Raw genomic sequence first — 16,579 nt, 5'->3', positions numbered from 1 at the left:
GGCGCCCCTAGCTTTGCATGCGTTGAGCGAGGTTTTTCGGCAGCGTGTCCAGCCGCTCAGCCTCGAGAAGCGCAACGAAATCGTGCTCGGCGAACAGTTTTCTCAGTGCCTCGATCACAAACGTGAGCCGCCCTTTCGTGGCGTTTGACTTCCGGATTAGGATTTTCTTACGGTCGACGTCTTCCCGGTAGGCCCGCAACAGCGCGTTCGAACTGAGCGTCGGTCCCTCCACTCGGCGCGGGCCGGTCCGGTAGCCTTTGCCACGCCGGCGCCGCTGCTCGATCAGTTTCTTTGCCGCCATCAGCCGTTGTCCGCGCAGAAGCTTTTCTTCATAGGCCTGCTGCAGAACGGCCTGAACCTCGGTGTCTTCAGCCTGCGAGATCATCAGGGCGATGCTGACCGGCACCTGTCCAGCTTCTACCGCGCGAAGGAGACGGTGTTCGCCGTGCTCCAACAGGCTAATCACGCCCTTGACGTATTCGACCGTCAGCCCTGTTTTGCGTGCGATTTCATCGTAATCGTAGCCGCGGCTCTTTAGACCCTCGATGTCGTGCAGCAGGTCAATCGCGCGATGCTGTCGGCGGGCGCAGTTCTCGACGAGGCTCATGATCGCGCTATCTTCGCTACTGGCCTCCACCACGATCGCCGGGATCTCGCGCTGGCCCAGTGTCTGATAGGCCTCCAAGCGTCCTTGGCCGCAGACCAGGTCGTAGCGGGGCTCGCCATCCTCGCTTTTGCGGCGGACCGTGATCGGCCGTTTTAGGCCGAGCTCGGCCACGCTTGTGACGATCTCCTTAAAAACACGTCGATTGCGTGCCCGAGGATTCACGACGTCAATCGAGGCGACTGGAATGATCTCGATAACCGGGGCCGTCATGGTGCAGCTCCATCAATTGCGAGCGAGCAGCAAGTTCGAACAGGGCGTCAAGCTCGTCGAACCGGTAAGCATCAAGTGCGGCTCCGTTGGCCTCTGCCAGGCGCAAACGGGCGGCGTCCATGTCGAATCTGGGCAGCAGGTAGTAGTCGAGCAGCCCGGAGTTCGTATGGTTCATGCGAATGGCAACCGTGATGTCAGGCCGCAGTCCCATGTCAAAACGGACGTGCCATCGGAAGGCTCCTGCAGGTGTCTCCTGCGATCGAACTAGGCAAAGCGAAGCCGAAAACTCATCATTGACTGATAGGAGATCGGTCTCCGCGTCTTGCCGGACCTGACCGCCAATTTCCCGAATCCCCCGGACGGTGGCGGCGATGACGTCGGGATACATCCGTCTCAAGACGCGATTGATCTCGACGTACCGGTAATCGCGGTCCGGAGTATAGCCGATCAGCCCGTACGCTCTGATCAAGCTTCCAAAGCGGCTGCGATAGGCGCTGCTCGACGGGCCAATTTCCATTTCGTCAATGATGAGGCCGGACAGCTTCCCATGGGTGTCTAAAAGTCCACGCAGCAGATCGAGCAAATCCTCGTCTGTGTAGTCTTTGCTTCGCGCTGCGATGATCTCCTGTGCGGACGCGAACGTGTCGTCATCAACGATGGCCTCAAAAGCCTTGTCGTGCCTGATCCACCGCTCCGGCGGGTTGTGGATCCTATGACCTTTCAGTTTGCACGATGATCTGTTCCAGACGTTGTTTCCAATGTATTTCTCGTTGATTAGAATTTGATGCACTGTCGCACGCGACCACGGGCGATCCAGGTCGGTCAACAGACCCTTTTGGTTAAGAAGCAATGCGATTTCGGCTTCAGTTTTTCGATTCGCAACGAACGATTGATAGATATACCGGATCGTCTCCAACTCCTCGGTAGGGCCGGGGATGAGCACGATGCGATCGGTCTGGATGCTCTTCTGTTCGCCGCGGATGAGTTCAGCTTTCGGAGAACCCGCTTCGTCAATCAACTGTCGGCGTAAACCGTATCCTGCGGGGCCGCCCTGGCGGAAGCCGAGTTCGACGAGCCTGCGCTGTCCGGCGAACACCTTGACCGACAGTTCGCGACTGTATTCGCCGGCCATCGCGCGCTTAACACCTTTGACGATGGTTGAGACGGGGCTGCCATCGTTTTCGAACTGTTCGGCGCAATAGCAGACTGAAATTCCCGCTCGCTTGCAGATGTATTCGTAATAGGCGCTTTCGTCCGCGTCTTGAAATCGTCCCCACCGGCTAACGTCGTAGACAAGGATTGTCGAGAATTCTGCGCGTCCGCTCTGCACATCATCGATGAGTTGCTTTAGTGCGTCCCGCCCGTCAATGCTCAGACCGCTCTTGCCGCTATCCTCGTAGGTTTTGTCGATCCTAAAGCCGCGGCGAGCGGCGTAATCGCAGATGACCTGAGATTGGTTCTCAGTCGAGTAGCGCTGATGTTCGGTCGACATCCGCACGTACTCGGCAGCGGACGTTCGCTGATCGGGCAACGATCCGGAAGGCTCGCCCGAGAGCTGAGAGAATTCCATCGGCGCCTCACGAACGTCACGAAGTCATGCCTCAGTGTTGGCAACACATATACCAAGTTCGGAGGGAAACATGCTTCCGAAAACGGGCAACGAAATTCCGATCAATGGTCGCCATATTGACCGAGCTTGCTACGCTACTCTCATCGCCGACGTGCTAAGATGTGAGCTCGGACATAGCCACCAGGCTCTCAAAACGCTCATGAAATGGACAGGGGCGAACGAAAGAACTGCGAAAAATTGGCTATCTGGATCGAATGGTCCAAGCGGAGAGCACCTGCTTCTGTTGGTGCGTAATTCGGATTCGGTTTTCGAATGTGTTCTTAGGCTCGCAGAGCGCCGGCCCGTTCTATCGGATCACAAGCTCGCGACGCTTCGAGATAGTCTGCAAATCACAAGTTCTCTGCTATCGCAGATCATACGGGATCAGGAGACAATCGAACGCTGACTTTCGCTGCTGGTCCGAGCGAACTTCAACGCAGCTTTTGCGGATTGGTCCGCTCTTGGCCGCCGTTTCAGTGCTCGACTCAGAATGTCTGGTGCAGGGCTGAAGTCGACTTGCGGTCGTGACCGCGAGGGATCAAAAATTATTTTGTGAGATCGGATGTGAAGCAACGTGAATGATCACAAATCGTCACAGCTTACCGTCCCCTATACCCGACCCCTACGGCTGAGGCGCTCGCGGAAAACACCGTATATTCAATATGATCGGCAAAGTCGTAGATTGCTGCACAACCACCCCAGCGGCGATCCCTCGCCCTCGCAGGCCGACATCCAGATGACCAGGGCGATCATCGACATCGCAAAACCGCTCGGGATTGCCGTGCACGACCACATCATCGTCGGCAAGAACGGGCATGCGAGCTTGAGGGGGTTGCGGTTGATCTAGACGATCAGAACGCCTGGTTCTTGGCGGCTTTCAAATGGTCTTCCGCGGCCGTGATGCCGGCGAATGCCTTCAGCGTCAGAGCGGTCGGTTGCGGCTTCCATTCCGCAACCAGTTTCTCGGCCTTCTCGAGCTCAGGCTTCGATAACATCGAAGCCATCTCGTTGACATTCTTGGCCGGCGCCACCTTCGACAGCTTGAAATAGGCATACGACAGGGACACGTCCCTCGGCGTGCCCTTTCCTGCGGAATATGCGCGGGACAGGCTGAAGAGGGCGCTGGGGAGACCCTGGTCGCCCGCCATCTTCCACCATTTCAGCGCTTCTTCCGAATTCCCTTGTCGGTCATACATGAGAGCGACGTCGTGCTGGGCACGCGCGTAACCGGCCTTGGCGGACACAAGCTTGTACTTCAATGCCTGATCCGGATTTGTTGCGACGACGCCCACGCCTTGCCCGTCATAATAACAGCCGAGCTTGTAGGCTCCGAGCGGATCGTTGGCCGCGGCCGATTTTTGAAACCACTCGAATGCCTGGCTGCGATCCTGCTGTGTGCCGATGCCGTTATTGTGCATCATGCCGACATGATATTGCGCCTCCGCATCTCCGCGATTGGCCAACGCGACCATCGCATTGAAGGTGCGGCTGTCATTCGCGCTGGCGGGCGTCGCGACAAGCAGAAGGCACGAAAAGGCCAGGGCAACGAATTTCATGTCAAAGCCCGATCGAGTTTGAACGATTCCTTGTCTTGGTCTCTCCAGATGCGAGAAAAGTTCGAGCCGGCAATATTCTGGGTCAAGGCGATTTTTGGCCCATCCGAGTTCGTCCCGTCAGGGCACGACCAAACGCCGCGCGGCCTTAGCGGTCTCGGCCCACGCCCTACTGCCGCAGCATGATCAGGGGATCGGCGGTGTCGGGGACGCGGCGCCACTGCGCGTTGTCGTCGGCCTCGAATTGCCAGGCTTCGCCGGATTTCGACATCAGGATGATCTGGCCGCGCTCGAGGCGCCATTGCGTCGGGTTGAACTGCGCGATCGTGGCGTCGCATCTCGGCTTGAGGAAAACCTGGAAATTGTCCGCATCAGCCTCGGTGTTGGTCAGGGTCAGCCCGCACACCGGCTGGCCGTTGCGGCGCACCATCGACCAATCGCCGATCATCTGGTCCATTGACTTCGCCATCGAGCGCGCGGCGGCGAGATCCTGCAGAATGTAGACGCCCTCACCCTGGCGCAGGCCCTCGAAGATGCCGGCCTCGACCTCGGTGAAGTCGATCACGGCTTCGCCGGTCGCATCCTGCAGGCGCACGATGTCGAGGCCCCTCACGCTCCAGGCCACGATGTCCTTGGTGAAGGGCAGCGCGGTCTTGCAGGACGGCTCCAGCTCCAGCTTGAAACCCTGGCCTGCGGCGTCAGCCTTCAGCGTGACGACGCAGGTCTTGCTGCGCTCGGTGGTCGAGAGCTCCCATTGTCCGGGCATCTGCTTCTTCAGGCTCGCCGCATCCTGCGCATGCGCGATGCCGATCGCGGCCAAGGAGGCCGCGACGGCGCCGATCGCGGCCAGGCAGGCCGCAACGACATATGCGAGAAGGCGACGAGCGATCATCAGCGTCCCTTGACCGGCGTTTCCGCAACCGGCGTCAGCGGCGCCTTGCCGGCGAACCAGGCCTTGAGATTGTCGACCACGAGCTGGTCCATGGCGTTGCGCGTCACCACCGAGGCCGAGCCGATATGCGGCAGCAGCACGACGTTCTGCATGGTCTTGAGCTCGTCGGGCACGTTCGGCTCGGCCGCAAACACGTCGAGCCCGGCGGCGAGAATGGTGCCGGATTTCAGCGCCTGGATCAGCGCCGGCTCGTCGATCACCGAGCCGCGGGCGACGTTGACCAGCACGCCGCGCGGGCCGAGCGCCTTGAGCACCTCTTCATTGATCATCTTGTTGGTGCTGGCACCGCCGGGCACGATCACAACAAGCGTGTCGACCGCTTTCGCCATCTCGATCAGGTCAGGATAGTGCTTGTACGAGACGTCCTTGGAGGGATTGCGGGAGTGATAGACCACCGGCACCAGCGAGGCATCTAACCGGCGCGCGATGGCCTGGCCGATCCGGCCCATGCCGACGATGCCGACCTTGCGGTCGCGCAGCGAGCCGACGCTGAGCGGATAGTTCTGGGTCTGCCAGAGCCCGGAGCGGACATAGCGGTCGGCCTTGATGAACTCGCGCAAGGTGGAGATCAGAAGGCCCATCGCGACGTCGGCGACCTCCTCGGTCAAGACGTCGGGCGTGTTGGTCACGATAATGCCGTGCTCGGCCGCATATTTGGCGTCGACGTGGTCGTAGCCGACGCCGAAGCTCGCCACCATCTCCAGCTTCGGCAGCTGCGACAGCGAGTCCTTGTCCGCGCGCACGGTGTGGTAGGTCACCGCGACGCCGCGGATCTTGTCGCGCACCGCGGGCGTCAGCCGCTCGAGATCGCCGCGCGTCTCTGCCTTGTGTACGACGAAATGATCGGAAAACCCGTTCTCGAGGATCGGCCGCACCGGCCCATAGATCAGAAGGTCGATCTTTTCGGACGAAATCGAACCGGCAGCCATCAGTTTTCCTTTCCAAGCGCGCTCTCATGCCAGCGCCGTAAAACGAGGTGGGAAACTAGCGCCAGCACCCCATAGATGACAATCCCGGCCAGCGACAACAGAAGCAGCGCGGCAAACATGCGGGGTATGTTCAAGCGATAGCCTGACTCGGCGATCCTGTAGGCGAGCCCGGAGCCGGCGCCGGCCGTTCCGGCCGCGATCTCGGCCACGACCGCGCCGATCAGCGACAGCCCGCCGGCGATGCGCAGGCCGCCGAGAATGTAGGGCAGCGCCGCCGGCAGCTTGAGGAAGCGCAGGGTTTGCGGCTTCGATGCGCCATAGAGCTGGAACAGGCCGGCGAGGTTGCGGTCCACCGAGTTTAGCCCGAGCGTGGTGTTCGACAGCACCGGGAAGAAGGCGACGATGAAGGCGCAGACGACCACCGCGGTCTGCTGCTCCAGATAGATCAGCAAGAGCGGCGCGATCGCGATGACAGGCGTCACCTGCAGCACGATGGCATAGGGGAACAGCGAATATTCCACCCATTTCGATTGGTTGAACAGCAGCGCCAGCGCGATGCCGCCGATGCTGGCGGCGACAAAACCTTCGAGCGTGGTGACAAGCGTGGTCGCCAGCGATTGTGACAGCACCGCCCAGTCCTTGATCAGTGTCAGCACGATGACGGAGGGCGCCGGCAGCACGTAAGGCGGGATCTCCCTGATGCGGACCACGAGTTCCCAGGCAAAGAGGCCGGCTGCGAAGACGATGACGGGCAGCACGAAGCGCATCGCGCGTTGCGCGCCGGACGATTTTGCGGGCACGGGAGCTTGAGCGTTCATAGCGTCGACTGCCCCGAATAGGACGGCGCCAGCGCGGCCGACACGCGTCGGCAATAATCGGAATAGGCCGTCGAGGTGCGAAACTCCTCGCCCCGCGGCTCGACCGTCTCGATGCGGATGTCGGCCTGGATGCGGCCGGGGCGCGCCGTCATGACGACGACGCGCTGCGACAGATAGACGGATTCGAACACCGAATGGGTGACGAAGATGACGGTCTTGCGTAAGCCTCGCCACAGCGCCAGCAGATCGTTGTTGAGGCGGAAGCGCGTGATCTCGTCGAGCGCGGCGAACGGCTCGTCCATCAGGAGGATATCGGGATCGGTGACAAGCGCACGCGCCAGCGACACCCGCATCTTCATGCCGCCGGAGAGCTCGCGCGGAAAGGCATCGGCGAAATCAGCAAGGCCGACGCTGGCTAGCGCCGCGTCGGCACGCGCGCGCCCCTCCCCCTTCGGCACGCCGCCGAGCTTCAGCGGCAGGCGCACGTTCTCGCGGACGTTGGCCCAGGGCATCAGGGTCGGCTCCTGAAACACGAAGCCGATGCCGTGACCTGGCTGCGCCTCGCCCTCATGACGCGCCACCCGCACCGTGCCTGATGACGGCGCTGTGAGGCTTGCGACGAGCCGCAACACCGTCGACTTGCCGCAGCCGGAGGGTCCCAGCAGCGAGATGAACTCGCCCTTGCGGACGGCAAGGTCGAACGGGCCGAGCGCCATCACGCCGTTGTCGTAAGTTTTCGTCACGCCACGCAGGCTGACGGCGAGATGCGTCAGGCTGGCCTCGACGGCGGGCGCGGTTCTGCTCTCTGTCATCACGCGCTGAACATGGCGGGGCACGTCACCTCCCCCCAGCGGGGAGAGGTCGGCGCGCAGCGCCGGGTGAGGGGCCTCAGGTCCAACGAGGGAGCGTTACCCCTCACCCGCACCGCATCTGGCGATGCGATGCGACCTCTCCCTTCGGGAGAGGTGGGCGCCAGCCTCACCGGCGTGCCTGATCTCAGCATTTACGGCTTGTTCGGGCGCAGCTCGATGCCGACGCCCTTGTTGACGAAGCGCAGCGTGTAGGATTTGCGGTAGTCGAGATCCGCCTTCACGACCCCGGCCTTGACCATCTTGTTGAAGAAGGAGGCATAGCGCTCGTCGCTCATCGCGCCGATGCCGTTCTTCAAGCTGTCGCCGGAATCGACGATGCCGTGCTCCTTCATCTTGACGACGGAATAGGCCAGGAGATCGTCGGTCATCTCCGGGTTGAGCTGCTTGATCAGGGCGTTGCCGGCGGAATTGTCGCGGTAGAGGTAATTGTACCAGCCGATCATGGAGGCATCGACGAAGCGCTGCACGAGGTCTGGCTTCTTCTCGACGATCTCGCGGCGGGTTTCGATCAGCGTCGAATAGGTGTTGAAGCCGTAATCGGCGAGCAGCAGCACGTTGGGCTTGAAGCCGGCGGCCTTCTCCACCGCAAACGGCTCGGAGGTCACGTAACCCTGCATCGCGCTCTTCGGGTTGGCGATGAAGGGCTGCGGATTGAAATTATAGGGGCGGACGTTCTTGTCGCTGAAGCCGTATTCGGATTTCAGCCACTGGAAGTAGCTGGTCATGCCTTCCTTGGAGACGAACAGCGTCAGCGGCTTGAGGTCCTCGATCTTGGCGACCTTGGCATCAGGCTGCGTCAGCATCACCTGCGGATCCTTCTGGAAAATCGCGGCGATGGTGATGACGGGAACGTTGTTGGCGACGGCATCGAACGACATCAGCGTGTTCGCGGCCATGAAGAAATCGATCTTGCCGGCGATCAGCAGCATCCGGTTGTTCTCGTTCGGGCCGCCGGGGACGATGGTGACGTCGAGGCCGTATTTCTTGTAGGTGCCGTCGGCGACCGCCTGGAAGAAGCCGCCATGCTCGGCCTCGGCGACCCAGTTGGTGCCGAAGGTGACCTTGTCCAGCGTTTGGGCGCGCGCCGGCGCAAAGGAGGCGAGAGCGGCCAACAAGCCCGCAATTAACGCTCGCCGCAGATGAAAGGGGGTCATAATGGCACTCCGTCGATCGTGGCTGGCCCAATCGCGTCTGGTCCGGGTGAAGGCAACGCGATAGAACCGCATGACATCAGGGGATGCGAGCCGCCCGGGCCCGCATCCCCTCAAACCGCAAATTACGTGACAAATTCGGGCAAGGAAACCTCGATGACGCCCTCCCGCGACTGGATCGACATCGACTGGGCTGATGCGAGCCCCGGCGAGGTGTCGCGCTGGATCGCGGTTTTGCCGCTGGCGGCAACCGAGCAGCACGGTCCGCATCTGCCGCTGACGACGGACGTGCTGATCGCGGACGCCTACCTCGCACGTGTGCGCGAACTGTTGCCCGCCAGCGTTGCGGCGACCTTCCTTCCGGTCGAACGGGTCGGGATCTCCACCGAACATATCGACTATCCCGGCACGCAGACGCTGCCGACTGAAATCGCGCTGAGGAAATGGGCAGCGATCGGCGCGGACGTTGCACGCCGCGGCGTTAGGAAGCTCGTCATCGTCACCAGCCATGGCGGCAACAGCGCGGCGATGATGCTGGTCGCGCAGGACCTGCGTGCGCATCACAAGCTGTTCGTGGTGACGACGTCGTGGTCGCGGCTCTCAGGCGCCGACAAATTGTTCCCGGCCGATGAAGTGCGGCACGGCATTCACGGCGGCGCGGTCGAAACCTCGATCATGCTGGCGCGCTATCCGGATCAGGTGCACAAGGATGCGATCGCCGATTTTCCCGCGAGCAGCATCGCGATCGAGCAGCAGTATCGCTGGCTGTCGACGCAGCGGCCGGCGCCGTTCGCCTGGCAGGCGCAGGATCTCAACACCAGCGGTGCCGTCGGCAACGCGACGCTGGCGCAGCCAGAGAAGGGCGAGCAGCTGCTCGATCAGGGCGCGACGGCGTTCTGCGAGCTGCTGGGTGAGGTCGATAACTTCGACGTGAACAGGCTTGCCAAGGGTCCCCTCGGCTAGGGGGCATCTTCCTGGATTCATTCAGGAAAGATCTATTCTTCGCGAGCACGTTTGCAGTCTTCGAACCGGACGCGAGCAGCCTCCGTCCAACTGGGCACGCGGGCCACAACGGACCGCCTCAACCCCGGATGGAGTTTCAAATGTCGATCAAGACCAAGATTGCCGCCGCAGCTCTCGCTGCTCTCACTGTTGCCGGCAGCATCGCATCCACCACCACCTCGGCCGAAGCCAAGCAGCCCGGCTGGGTCTGGGGAGTCGGTGCCGGCATCGCCACCGGTTGCTGAGCAGAGGGGCGATGTTGCAGCCGCGTCACATAGTGGTGCGAACTCTCCTCTATGGCGATGGGGATCAGTTGCTATTGCGAATTATTCGCAATAAGGCTTGTCGCAGATTCAGGAGCTTGGGACGAAGTCGAGGCGAATCGAGACCATCCCGGCCGGTCGCCTCGAACGCGGAGGCCTGGTGACAGAATCGCCGCGACCCGGCAGGGATATCGCGGCGGGTGGGACACATTCGCGTTTGGGGGCGTGCGTTTGGCGTTGAGAGGTCACAGACACCGGTGCTTGCGAACGGCCGCGGCGATTGCCACGGGCGTGCTGGCTTTTCCGGCCGCCGGCCGCGCGGCCGATCTGCCGCTGAAGGAGCCGGCCTTGAGAGCGGTGTATGACTGGACCGGTCTCTATATCGGCGCGCATGCCGGCTACAGCCGCGGCTCGTCGCGCTTCGCGCTGAACGACGGCACCGCACTCGGCGACAGCGGCGTCTTCAGCGGCATGATCGGCGGCGTGCAGGCGGGCTACAATTACCGCCTCAACTCCGGCTGGCTGGTCGGCGTCGAAGGCGATTTTACGTTTCCCAACTACATCACCTCGAACTCGATCGTCTCGTTCCTGGCAACGCCCGCCAACACCGTCACCCAGCAATGGGACTACGCCGCGAGCGTGCGCGGCCGCGTCGGCTACACCAGCGGTCCCTGGCTCATCTATGCCACCGGCGGCTTCGCCTGGATGGGCGAGCGCTATTTCGACGCGCCGGCCTCCGGCGCCGAAATCCCGAAGATCCTGAACACGCGGCCCGGCTGGGTCGCAGGCGCCGGCCTCGAATACGCCTTCGCGCCGCATTGGAGCGCGCGGCTCGAATATCTCTACAGCCGCTTCGACGGCGCCAACGTCGCCTTCTCCACAGGCGCGCAATACACGTCCTCGTCGCTCGACTTCCAGCAGGTCAGGCTCGGCCTCAACCGCAAGGTCGATTGGCCGGGCCTGCCTAGCTATGATCCGAAGAGCTCACTGATCGACACCGAATCGGACCGCTGGGAGATTCACGGCCAGACCACTTATCTTCCGCAAGGCTATCCATCCTTTCCCGCGCTCTATACCGGGCCGAACTCGCTGTCGCCATCGCGGCAGGCCAAAGCGACCTGGAGCAACAGCCTGTTCCTGAACGCGCGGCTGTGGGACGGCGGCGAGGTCTATTACAATCCCGAGCTGCTGCAGGGATTTGGACTGAACGACACGGTCGGTGCGGCCGGATTTCCGAACGGCGAGGCGCAGAAGTCGAACTTCCCCTATCCGCACTACAACACCTCGCGCCTGTTCGTGCGCCAGACGTTTGGATTCGGCGGCGAGCAGGAGGAACTGGCGAGCGGTCAGCTGCAGCTGGGGCAGAAGGTCGACGTGTCGCGCCTGACGATTCAGGCCGGCAAGTTTCCGGTGATCGACGTGTTCGACGGCAATGCCTACGCCAAGGATACGCGCCGGGATTTCATGAACTGGTCGATCTGGGCGCCCGGCGCCTTCGACTATTCCGCCGACAAGGTCGGTCTCACCTACGGCGTCACCGCCGAGCTCAACCAGAAGCAATGGGCGCTACGCGGCGGCTATTTCCTGATGGTCTCCGAGTCCAACGCCAATCACTTCGACACCAGGGTCGGGGAGCGCGGTCAATATTTGCTCGAGCTCGAGACGCGCTTCTCGCTGTTCGGCCGACCGGGCAAGCTCAGGACCATCGGCTGGCTCGATAGCGCCAACATGGGCAGCTTCCGCGAGACGCTGGACAATCCCGCGCTCAATCTCGACATCGCGCAGACCCGCCGCGGCCGCCTGAAGTACGGCTACGTGCTCAACCTCGAGCAGGCGATCACCGACGATGTCGGCCTGTTCGGCCGCTGGAGCTGGAACGACGGCAAGACAGAAACGCTGGCCTTCACCGACATTCATCGCAGCCTGTCCGGCGGCGTTTCGATCAAAGGCACGACCTGGGGCCGACCCGACGACGTGATCGGCGTCGGCGGCGCGATCAATGCGATCTCGCAGGATTATCGCGACTTCCTCGCCGCCGGCGGCCTCGGTGTGCTGGTCGGCGACGGCGCGCTGAACTACCGCAAGGAACGTATCCTCGAAACCTATTACGCCTATGCGGTGAACAAGAACATCACCCTCACCGCCGACTACCAGCTCATCGTCAACCCCGCCTACAATGCCGACCGCGGACCGGTGTCGGTGTTTTCGGGGCGGCTGCACGGGGAGTTCTGAGCTGCGGCTCGGGCGCGATGAAATCAGGTGATGGCCGTTTCACCTCTCCCGCTTGCGGGAGAGGTCGGCGCGAAGCGCCGGGTGAGGGCTTTCTCCTCTTGGGGATTGTCCCATTGTGGAAACACCCTTCCCCCGACCCTCTCCCGCAAGCGGGAGAGGGAGCGCACCTCCTTTGCAGCGATCAGCTCTGATATCGCGACGTTCTACGCCGCGCGGATCGCGTCGAGGAATTTTCCGACCTCGACCTTGAGCCGGCTGCTCTCGCCGGACAGCGATCTCGCCGATGCGAGCACGTTGGAGGAGGCCGATCCGGTCTGGCTCGCGCCGCGCTGCACGTCGACGATGCTGGCGGAGACCTGCTGGGTGCCGCGTGCGGCCTGCTGCACATTGCGTGAGATCTCGCGCGTCGCTGCGCCCTGCTCCTCGACCGCCGCGGCGATCGCGGACGCGATCTCGGACATGCGGGAGATGGTGTCGCCGATCGACTTGATGGCGCCGACGGAGTCCTCCGTCGCGGCCTGGATGCCGGAGATCTGCTGGCTGATTTCGCCGGTCGCCTTGGCGGTCTGCTCGGCCAGCGCCTTGACCTCGGACGCGACGACCGCGAAGCCGCGACCGGCCTCGCCGGCGCGCGCCGCCTCGATGGTGGCGTTGAGCGCCAGAAGGTTGGTCTGGCCGGCGATCTGACTGATGAGCTCGACGACGTCGCCGATCCGCCCCGCAGCCCTGGCGAGCTCGCCGACATGCTCGTTGGTCCGCCCGGCCTGCTGCACGGCCTCGCCGGCGATGCGCGCGGAATCCTGAACCTGACGGCTGATCTCGTCGACCGACGAGGCCATCTCCTCGGCCGCGGCGGCAACGGTCTGCACGTTGGTGGAGGCCTGCTCGGATGCGGCCGCAACAGTCGCCGTGACCTTTTCCGATTGCTCGGCCGTGCTCGTCAGCGTTCCCGCGGAGACTTCCAGCTCCGAGGATGCCGACGAGACGGTGTTGATGACGTCGCCGATCATGGCTTCGAACTCGCGCGCGATCTGATCCATGCGCTGGCTGCGCTTCAGCTTCGCTTCCGCCTCGATCGCGGCCGCCTCGTCGGCGGACTTCTTGGCGAGCAGCGAATCCTTGAAATGCTGGAGCGAGCCGGCGACCTGGCCGATCTCGTCGCTGCGGCCCGTCGCGGGAATCTCGACCTCGTGCTGCCCGGCGGCGAGCGCTCCGATCACGTCGGCGATCCGGCCGAGCGGCGTCACCACGCGCCTGCGCAGCATGATGGTCACGCCACCGAGCGTGCCGAGCAGGGCCAGCACGGCGACGCCGGCGAGCGCGAGCATCGCCAACGCGCCGTCGCGAGCGGCCGAGGCGCGCTCGGCGGCTTCCGCCAGCGCAGCGTCGCGCACGCCGTAGAACATCTGGATGGCCGGCACGATGATCTTCGCCAGCTCGTCGGCGGTGCCGGCGTACTTACCGTCAGTCCGTGCTGCAGGAATCTCCTTGTCCACGGCAACCGCGGCTTTTCCAAAATAGGATTCCGTAGCCGCCTTCAGTGCGGTGGCGATGCGGACGGGATTTTCGAGCTGTTCGAGACCGGCCTCGATGCGCTCGCGATCGACCTCCACGCGCCCCTGCATGCGATCCATCAGCGACAGTTCGGCCGCGGTGAGCGGACGGCGCGCAGTGAGCGCCGGGGACAGCGTGGCCGCGCGGCTGCCGGCCGAAACGCGCAGATCCTGCGCCGTCCGCGCCAGGTTCAACAGCGCCGCAAGCGAGGAATCGGCGTTGATGACCTTCGCCTCGAGCTTGTTCATGACCGGTTCGATGTGGCCGATGACCTCGGCAACGCCGGGGAGGAATCCCTTGGTCGCGGCGCCGTCGCGCGCCGCCAGCGGAACGCTCATCGCGCGATCGGCCGCCGTGGTGACTTCCTTCAGCCGCCGCGCGGCACGGTCAAGATTCTCGGCGATGGCGCCGCCGCCGTCCAGCACCATGACGGCGCGCCTCGCGGCCTCGAAGCCCTCCTCGGCCGTTTTCGCGGCCTTCGCGGCAACTTCGAGCTGCGCCTGCGTTGCAGCGCCTTCCTGGAAGATCGGTCCGATATAGGGAGCGCGAAGGCTGGCGACGTGCTGGTTGGCCAGCAGCGTCGCGCCAAATGCCTCCACCGTCTTGATCGCATCGGAGCGATCGGTGAAGATGCGCGCCTGCGGTATTAGCACCTCGGCGCCGAGGATGACTGCAAACACCGTCACCGTCAGCATCGACAGCGCGAAAAGCTTTCCGATCCGCATCCTCAGGTCCCCGGGTCTATTCTTGCAAGGGCAAAAGCTAGCGGGCGGCCACTAAGGGCTCGTTAAGCAACGATCCGTAGTTCCGCGGGGTGTCAAGTCGTCGCGGACGCCTTTGGGAACGCCGTCGCGCACGGGTTCCCTTTCGGCGACGAATAAGCAGAATCGCCAGCACTTCCGCACTGAATACCTATATCAGTGGCTTGCCGGCAGCCCGGCCACACTTGCTTACCTCCGGAACGTCAATGCTTTCGCTCGAACTCGCCATCGTCGTCGTCCTGATCGTCATCAACGGCCTGCTCTCCATGTCGGAGCTGGCCGTGGTGTCATCGCGCCCAGCGCGGCTGTCGCTGCTCGCGGCCAAGGGCGTGCGCGGCGCCGAGCGGGCGCTGACGCTGGCGGCCGATCCCGGCAAGTTCCTCTCGACGGTGCAGATCGGCATCACGCTGGTCGGTGTGCTCTCCGGCGCGTTCTCGGGCGCGACGCTCGGGCAGCGGCTGACGCAATGGCTGCTCGAGCTCGGCCTGTCCAAGGGCATTGCCGACATCGTCGGCGTCGGCATCGTGGTCACGCTCATCACCTACGGCACCTTGATCGTCGGCGAGTTGGTGCCGAAGCAGGTGGCGCTGCGCGATCCTGAAAGCATCGCGGTGCGGGTCGCGCCGGCGATGCACGCGCTTGCGAAAATATCGCTGCCGCTCGTGTTTCTGCTCGACGTCTCCGGCAAACTGATCCTCACGCTGCTCGGCCGCGGCGGCAAGGCCGAGGAAAAAGTCTCGGAGGACGAGATCCATCACCTCGTCAGCGAGGCCGAGAGCGCAGGCGTGCTCGAGCCCGGCGAGAAGGAGATGATCGCCGGCGTGATGCGGCTAGGCGACCGGCCGGTCGGCGCGGTCATGACGCCGCGCACCGAGGTCGACGAGATCGACCTGAACGACGATCCCGCCGCCATCCAGGACATCATCGCCAAGAGCCCGCATTCGCGCTTTCCCGTCTCCGACGGCGACCGCGACAAGCCGATCGGCGTGCTGCAGGCCAAGGATTTGCTGATCGCCTATATGAACGAACGCAGCCCGGACCTGCGCGCGCTCGTGCGCGAGGCGCCCGGCATCCCGGTGTCGGCAGATGCGCGCGACGTGCTGACCATCCTGAAAGCGGCCCCGGTTCACGTCGGGCTCGTCTACGACGAATACGGCGCCTTCGAGGGCATGGTGACCGCCGCCGACATCCTCTACTCGATCGTCGGCGCCTTTCATTCCGAGGAGGGACCGCCCGAGCCGGCCTTCATCAGGCGCGACGACGACTCGCTGCTGGTCTCCGGCTGGATGCCGGTCGACGAGTTCGGCGAGCTGCTCGGCATCGAGCTGCCGCCGCACCGCTACAACACGGTCGCAGGCCTCGTGCTGCAACAGTTCAGCATGCTGCCCGATGTCGGCGATGCCTTCGATTTCGGCGGCTGGCACATCGAGGTGGTCGATCTCGATGGGCGAAGGATCGACAAGATATTGGCGAGCCGATTGACTGAGGTCGAGACGGGGTAGCAGGTGACGGCGCACCCGCTTTTCCTTCTCCCCTTGTGGGAGAAGGTGGCGCGAAGCGCCGGATGAGGGGTTGTCTCCGCACATTCAATCGAAAATTGGATTCGCGGATAGAACCCCTCACCCGTCTCGCCGCTACGCGGCGAGCCACCCTCTCCCACAAGGGGAGAGGGAAACATCATCACCCGAACCTGACCCCGATCCGCTTTTCCTTGCGCCAGACCACCGTGCAGGTCCGATGCGTGCCGTCGGCCTGGACGAACAGGGTGAAATGATCGGGAATGCCGACGGGGCTGGCGACGTCGAGTGCGGCGCCGGTATCGGAGAGATTGCGGACGGTGCAGTCGATCGCGCCGCCGCCGAACTCGATCGTTCCGGCCTTCAGCACGCGATGTCGGGCCTTGTCGCGTCGCTCGTCCATGGGGCGAATCTACACCCAAAGTTGAACCAGCCGTTAAACCCTACCCTCCGTTCTCGGCAATTTGAGGTCCCTGGCCTACGGCAGCC

Annotated in this window: 14 protein-coding genes and 1 pseudogene; 5 read left to right on the top strand and 10 right to left on the bottom strand. The window is 63.2% G+C overall.

Annotated elements, in window-relative coordinates; genetic code table 11:
• Positions 1 to 7: 7 nt before the first annotated feature.
• Positions 8 to 877 (bottom strand): plasmid partitioning protein RepB C-terminal domain-containing protein, encoded by an 870-nt coding sequence (locus tag I6F21_RS25980; RefSeq protein ID WP_225183629.1) that lies wholly within the window; start codon positions 875 to 877, stop codon positions 8 to 10.
• Positions 834 to 2,447 (bottom strand): recombinase family protein, encoded by a 1,614-nt coding sequence (locus I6F21_RS25975; RefSeq protein ID WP_225183628.1) that lies wholly within the window; start codon positions 2,445 to 2,447, stop codon positions 834 to 836. Before I6F21_RS25975 ends, I6F21_RS25980 begins: the two co-directional genes overlap by 44 nt.
• A 721-nt stretch (positions 2,448 to 3,168) precedes the next feature.
• Here I6F21_RS25975 and I6F21_RS25970 point away from each other — a divergent pair.
• Positions 3,169 to 3,333 (top strand): annotated as a pseudogene (locus I6F21_RS25970) (JAB domain-containing protein); the annotation flags it as partial.
• A gap of 4 nt (positions 3,334 to 3,337) precedes the next feature.
• Here I6F21_RS25970 and I6F21_RS25965 read toward each other — a convergent pair.
• From I6F21_RS25965 to I6F21_RS25940, 6 genes are all read right to left on the bottom strand, one after another.
• Entirely contained in the window at positions 3,338 to 4,042 is a 705-nt protein-coding gene (locus I6F21_RS25965; RefSeq protein ID WP_225183627.1) for a tetratricopeptide repeat protein, read from the bottom strand.
• A 166-nt stretch (positions 4,043 to 4,208) separates the two neighbouring features.
• Positions 4,209 to 4,931 (bottom strand): AprI/Inh family metalloprotease inhibitor, encoded by a 723-nt coding sequence (locus tag I6F21_RS25960; RefSeq protein WP_036014220.1) that lies wholly within the window; start codon positions 4,929 to 4,931, stop codon positions 4,209 to 4,211.
• The gene (locus tag I6F21_RS25955; protein WP_036014221.1) at positions 4,931 to 5,920 is read right to left on the bottom strand and encodes a 2-hydroxyacid dehydrogenase; all 990 of its coding nucleotides are present in this window, start codon (positions 5,918 to 5,920) and stop codon (positions 4,931 to 4,933) included. The genes I6F21_RS25960 and I6F21_RS25955 overlap by 1 nt, the downstream gene beginning before the upstream one ends.
• Positions 5,920 to 6,738 carry an ABC transporter permease gene (locus I6F21_RS25950; protein ID WP_057027478.1) on the bottom strand — a complete coding sequence of 273 codons (819 nt, stop codon included), beginning with the start codon at positions 6,736 to 6,738 and terminating at the stop codon, positions 5,920 to 5,922. The genes I6F21_RS25955 and I6F21_RS25950 overlap by 1 nt, the downstream gene beginning before the upstream one ends.
• Positions 6,735 to 7,550, bottom strand: coding sequence for an ABC transporter ATP-binding protein (locus I6F21_RS25945; RefSeq protein ID WP_225183649.1), 816 nt, complete (start codon positions 7,548 to 7,550; stop codon positions 6,735 to 6,737). The genes I6F21_RS25950 and I6F21_RS25945 overlap by 4 nt, the downstream gene beginning before the upstream one ends.
• 191 nt (positions 7,551 to 7,741) lie before the next feature.
• The gene (locus I6F21_RS25940) at positions 7,742 to 8,764 is read right to left on the bottom strand and encodes an ABC transporter substrate-binding protein (protein ID WP_225183626.1); all 1,023 of its coding nucleotides are present in this window, start codon (positions 8,762 to 8,764) and stop codon (positions 7,742 to 7,744) included.
• A gap of 153 nt (positions 8,765 to 8,917) precedes the next feature.
• Here I6F21_RS25940 and I6F21_RS25935 point away from each other — a divergent pair, with 153 nt between their 5' ends.
• The 3 genes from I6F21_RS25935 (at position 8,918) to I6F21_RS25925 (ending at position 12,258) form a co-directional block, all read left to right on the top strand.
• Entirely contained in the window at positions 8,918 to 9,724 is an 807-nt protein-coding gene (locus tag I6F21_RS25935; RefSeq protein WP_225183625.1) for a creatininase family protein, read from the top strand.
• Positions 9,725 to 9,864: 140 nt separating this feature from the next.
• A complete protein-coding gene (locus I6F21_RS25930) occupies positions 9,865 to 10,008 on the top strand; it encodes a hypothetical protein (protein WP_225183651.1) in 144 nt (47 codons plus the stop codon).
• 279 nt (positions 10,009 to 10,287) lie between these two features.
• Positions 10,288 to 12,258, top strand: coding sequence for a carbohydrate porin (locus I6F21_RS25925; protein ID WP_225183624.1), 1,971 nt, complete (start codon positions 10,288 to 10,290; stop codon positions 12,256 to 12,258).
• Between the two features lie 203 nt (positions 12,259 to 12,461).
• Here the strand turns inward: I6F21_RS25925 and I6F21_RS25920 are convergent, their stop codons facing one another.
• Positions 12,462 to 14,537 carry a HAMP domain-containing methyl-accepting chemotaxis protein gene (locus I6F21_RS25920; protein ID WP_225183623.1) on the bottom strand — a complete coding sequence of 692 codons (2,076 nt, stop codon included), beginning with the start codon at positions 14,535 to 14,537 and terminating at the stop codon, positions 12,462 to 12,464.
• A 242-nt stretch (positions 14,538 to 14,779) separates the two neighbouring features.
• Here I6F21_RS25920 and I6F21_RS25915 point away from each other — a divergent pair, with 242 nt between their 5' ends.
• Positions 14,780 to 16,075: a hemolysin family protein gene (locus tag I6F21_RS25915; RefSeq protein ID WP_225183622.1), complete on the top strand. Its 1,296-nt coding sequence runs from the start codon at positions 14,780 to 14,782 to the stop codon at positions 16,073 to 16,075.
• Positions 16,076 to 16,253: 178 nt separating this feature from the next.
• Here I6F21_RS25915 and I6F21_RS25910 read toward each other — a convergent pair whose 3' ends face one another.
• Positions 16,254 to 16,493, bottom strand: coding sequence for a PilZ domain-containing protein (locus tag I6F21_RS25910; protein ID WP_036014228.1), 240 nt, complete (start codon positions 16,491 to 16,493; stop codon positions 16,254 to 16,256).
• Positions 16,494 to 16,579: the final 86 nt, after the last annotated feature.

The sequence above is a fragment of the Bradyrhizobium sp. NBAIM03 genome (assembly GCF_020194055.1).
Taxonomy (GTDB): Bacteria; Pseudomonadota; Alphaproteobacteria; order Rhizobiales; family Xanthobacteraceae; genus Bradyrhizobium; species Bradyrhizobium yuanmingense.
The sequence above is the reverse complement of the archived record's forward strand: the minus strand, read 5'-3'. Positions and strand labels throughout refer to the sequence as shown.

Excerpts from the sequence above, each read along its gene's own strand:
- I6F21_RS25980 (WP_225183629.1), bottom strand. The coding sequence starts at position 877 with ATGACGGCCCCGGTTATCGAGATCATTCCAGTCGCCTCGATTGACGTC.
- I6F21_RS25975 (WP_225183628.1), bottom strand. The coding sequence starts at position 2,447 with ATGGAATTCTCTCAGCTCTCGGGCGAGCCTTCCGGATCGTTGCCCGAT.
- I6F21_RS25965 (WP_225183627.1), bottom strand. The coding sequence starts at position 4,042 with ATGAAATTCGTTGCCCTGGCCTTTTCGTGCCTTCTGCTTGTCGCGACG.
- I6F21_RS25960 (WP_036014220.1), bottom strand. The coding sequence starts at position 4,931 with ATGATCGCTCGTCGCCTTCTCGCATATGTCGTTGCGGCCTGCCTGGCC.
- I6F21_RS25955 (WP_036014221.1), bottom strand. The coding sequence starts at position 5,920 with ATGGCTGCCGGTTCGATTTCGTCCGAAAAGATCGACCTTCTGATCTAT.
- I6F21_RS25950 (WP_057027478.1), bottom strand. The coding sequence starts at position 6,738 with ATGAACGCTCAAGCTCCCGTGCCCGCAAAATCGTCCGGCGCGCAACGC.
- I6F21_RS25945 (WP_225183649.1), bottom strand. The coding sequence starts at position 7,550 with ATGACAGAGAGCAGAACCGCGCCCGCCGTCGAGGCCAGCCTGACGCAT.
- I6F21_RS25940 (WP_225183626.1), bottom strand. The coding sequence starts at position 8,764 with ATGACCCCCTTTCATCTGCGGCGAGCGTTAATTGCGGGCTTGTTGGCC.
- I6F21_RS25935 (WP_225183625.1), top strand. The coding sequence starts at position 8,918 with ATGACGCCCTCCCGCGACTGGATCGACATCGACTGGGCTGATGCGAGC.
- I6F21_RS25930 (WP_225183651.1), top strand. The coding sequence starts at position 9,865 with ATGTCGATCAAGACCAAGATTGCCGCCGCAGCTCTCGCTGCTCTCACT.
- I6F21_RS25920 (WP_225183623.1), bottom strand. The coding sequence starts at position 14,537 with ATGCGGATCGGAAAGCTTTTCGCGCTGTCGATGCTGACGGTGACGGTG.
- I6F21_RS25915 (WP_225183622.1), top strand. The coding sequence starts at position 14,780 with ATGCTTTCGCTCGAACTCGCCATCGTCGTCGTCCTGATCGTCATCAAC.
- I6F21_RS25910 (WP_036014228.1), bottom strand. The coding sequence starts at position 16,493 with ATGGACGAGCGACGCGACAAGGCCCGACATCGCGTGCTGAAGGCCGGA.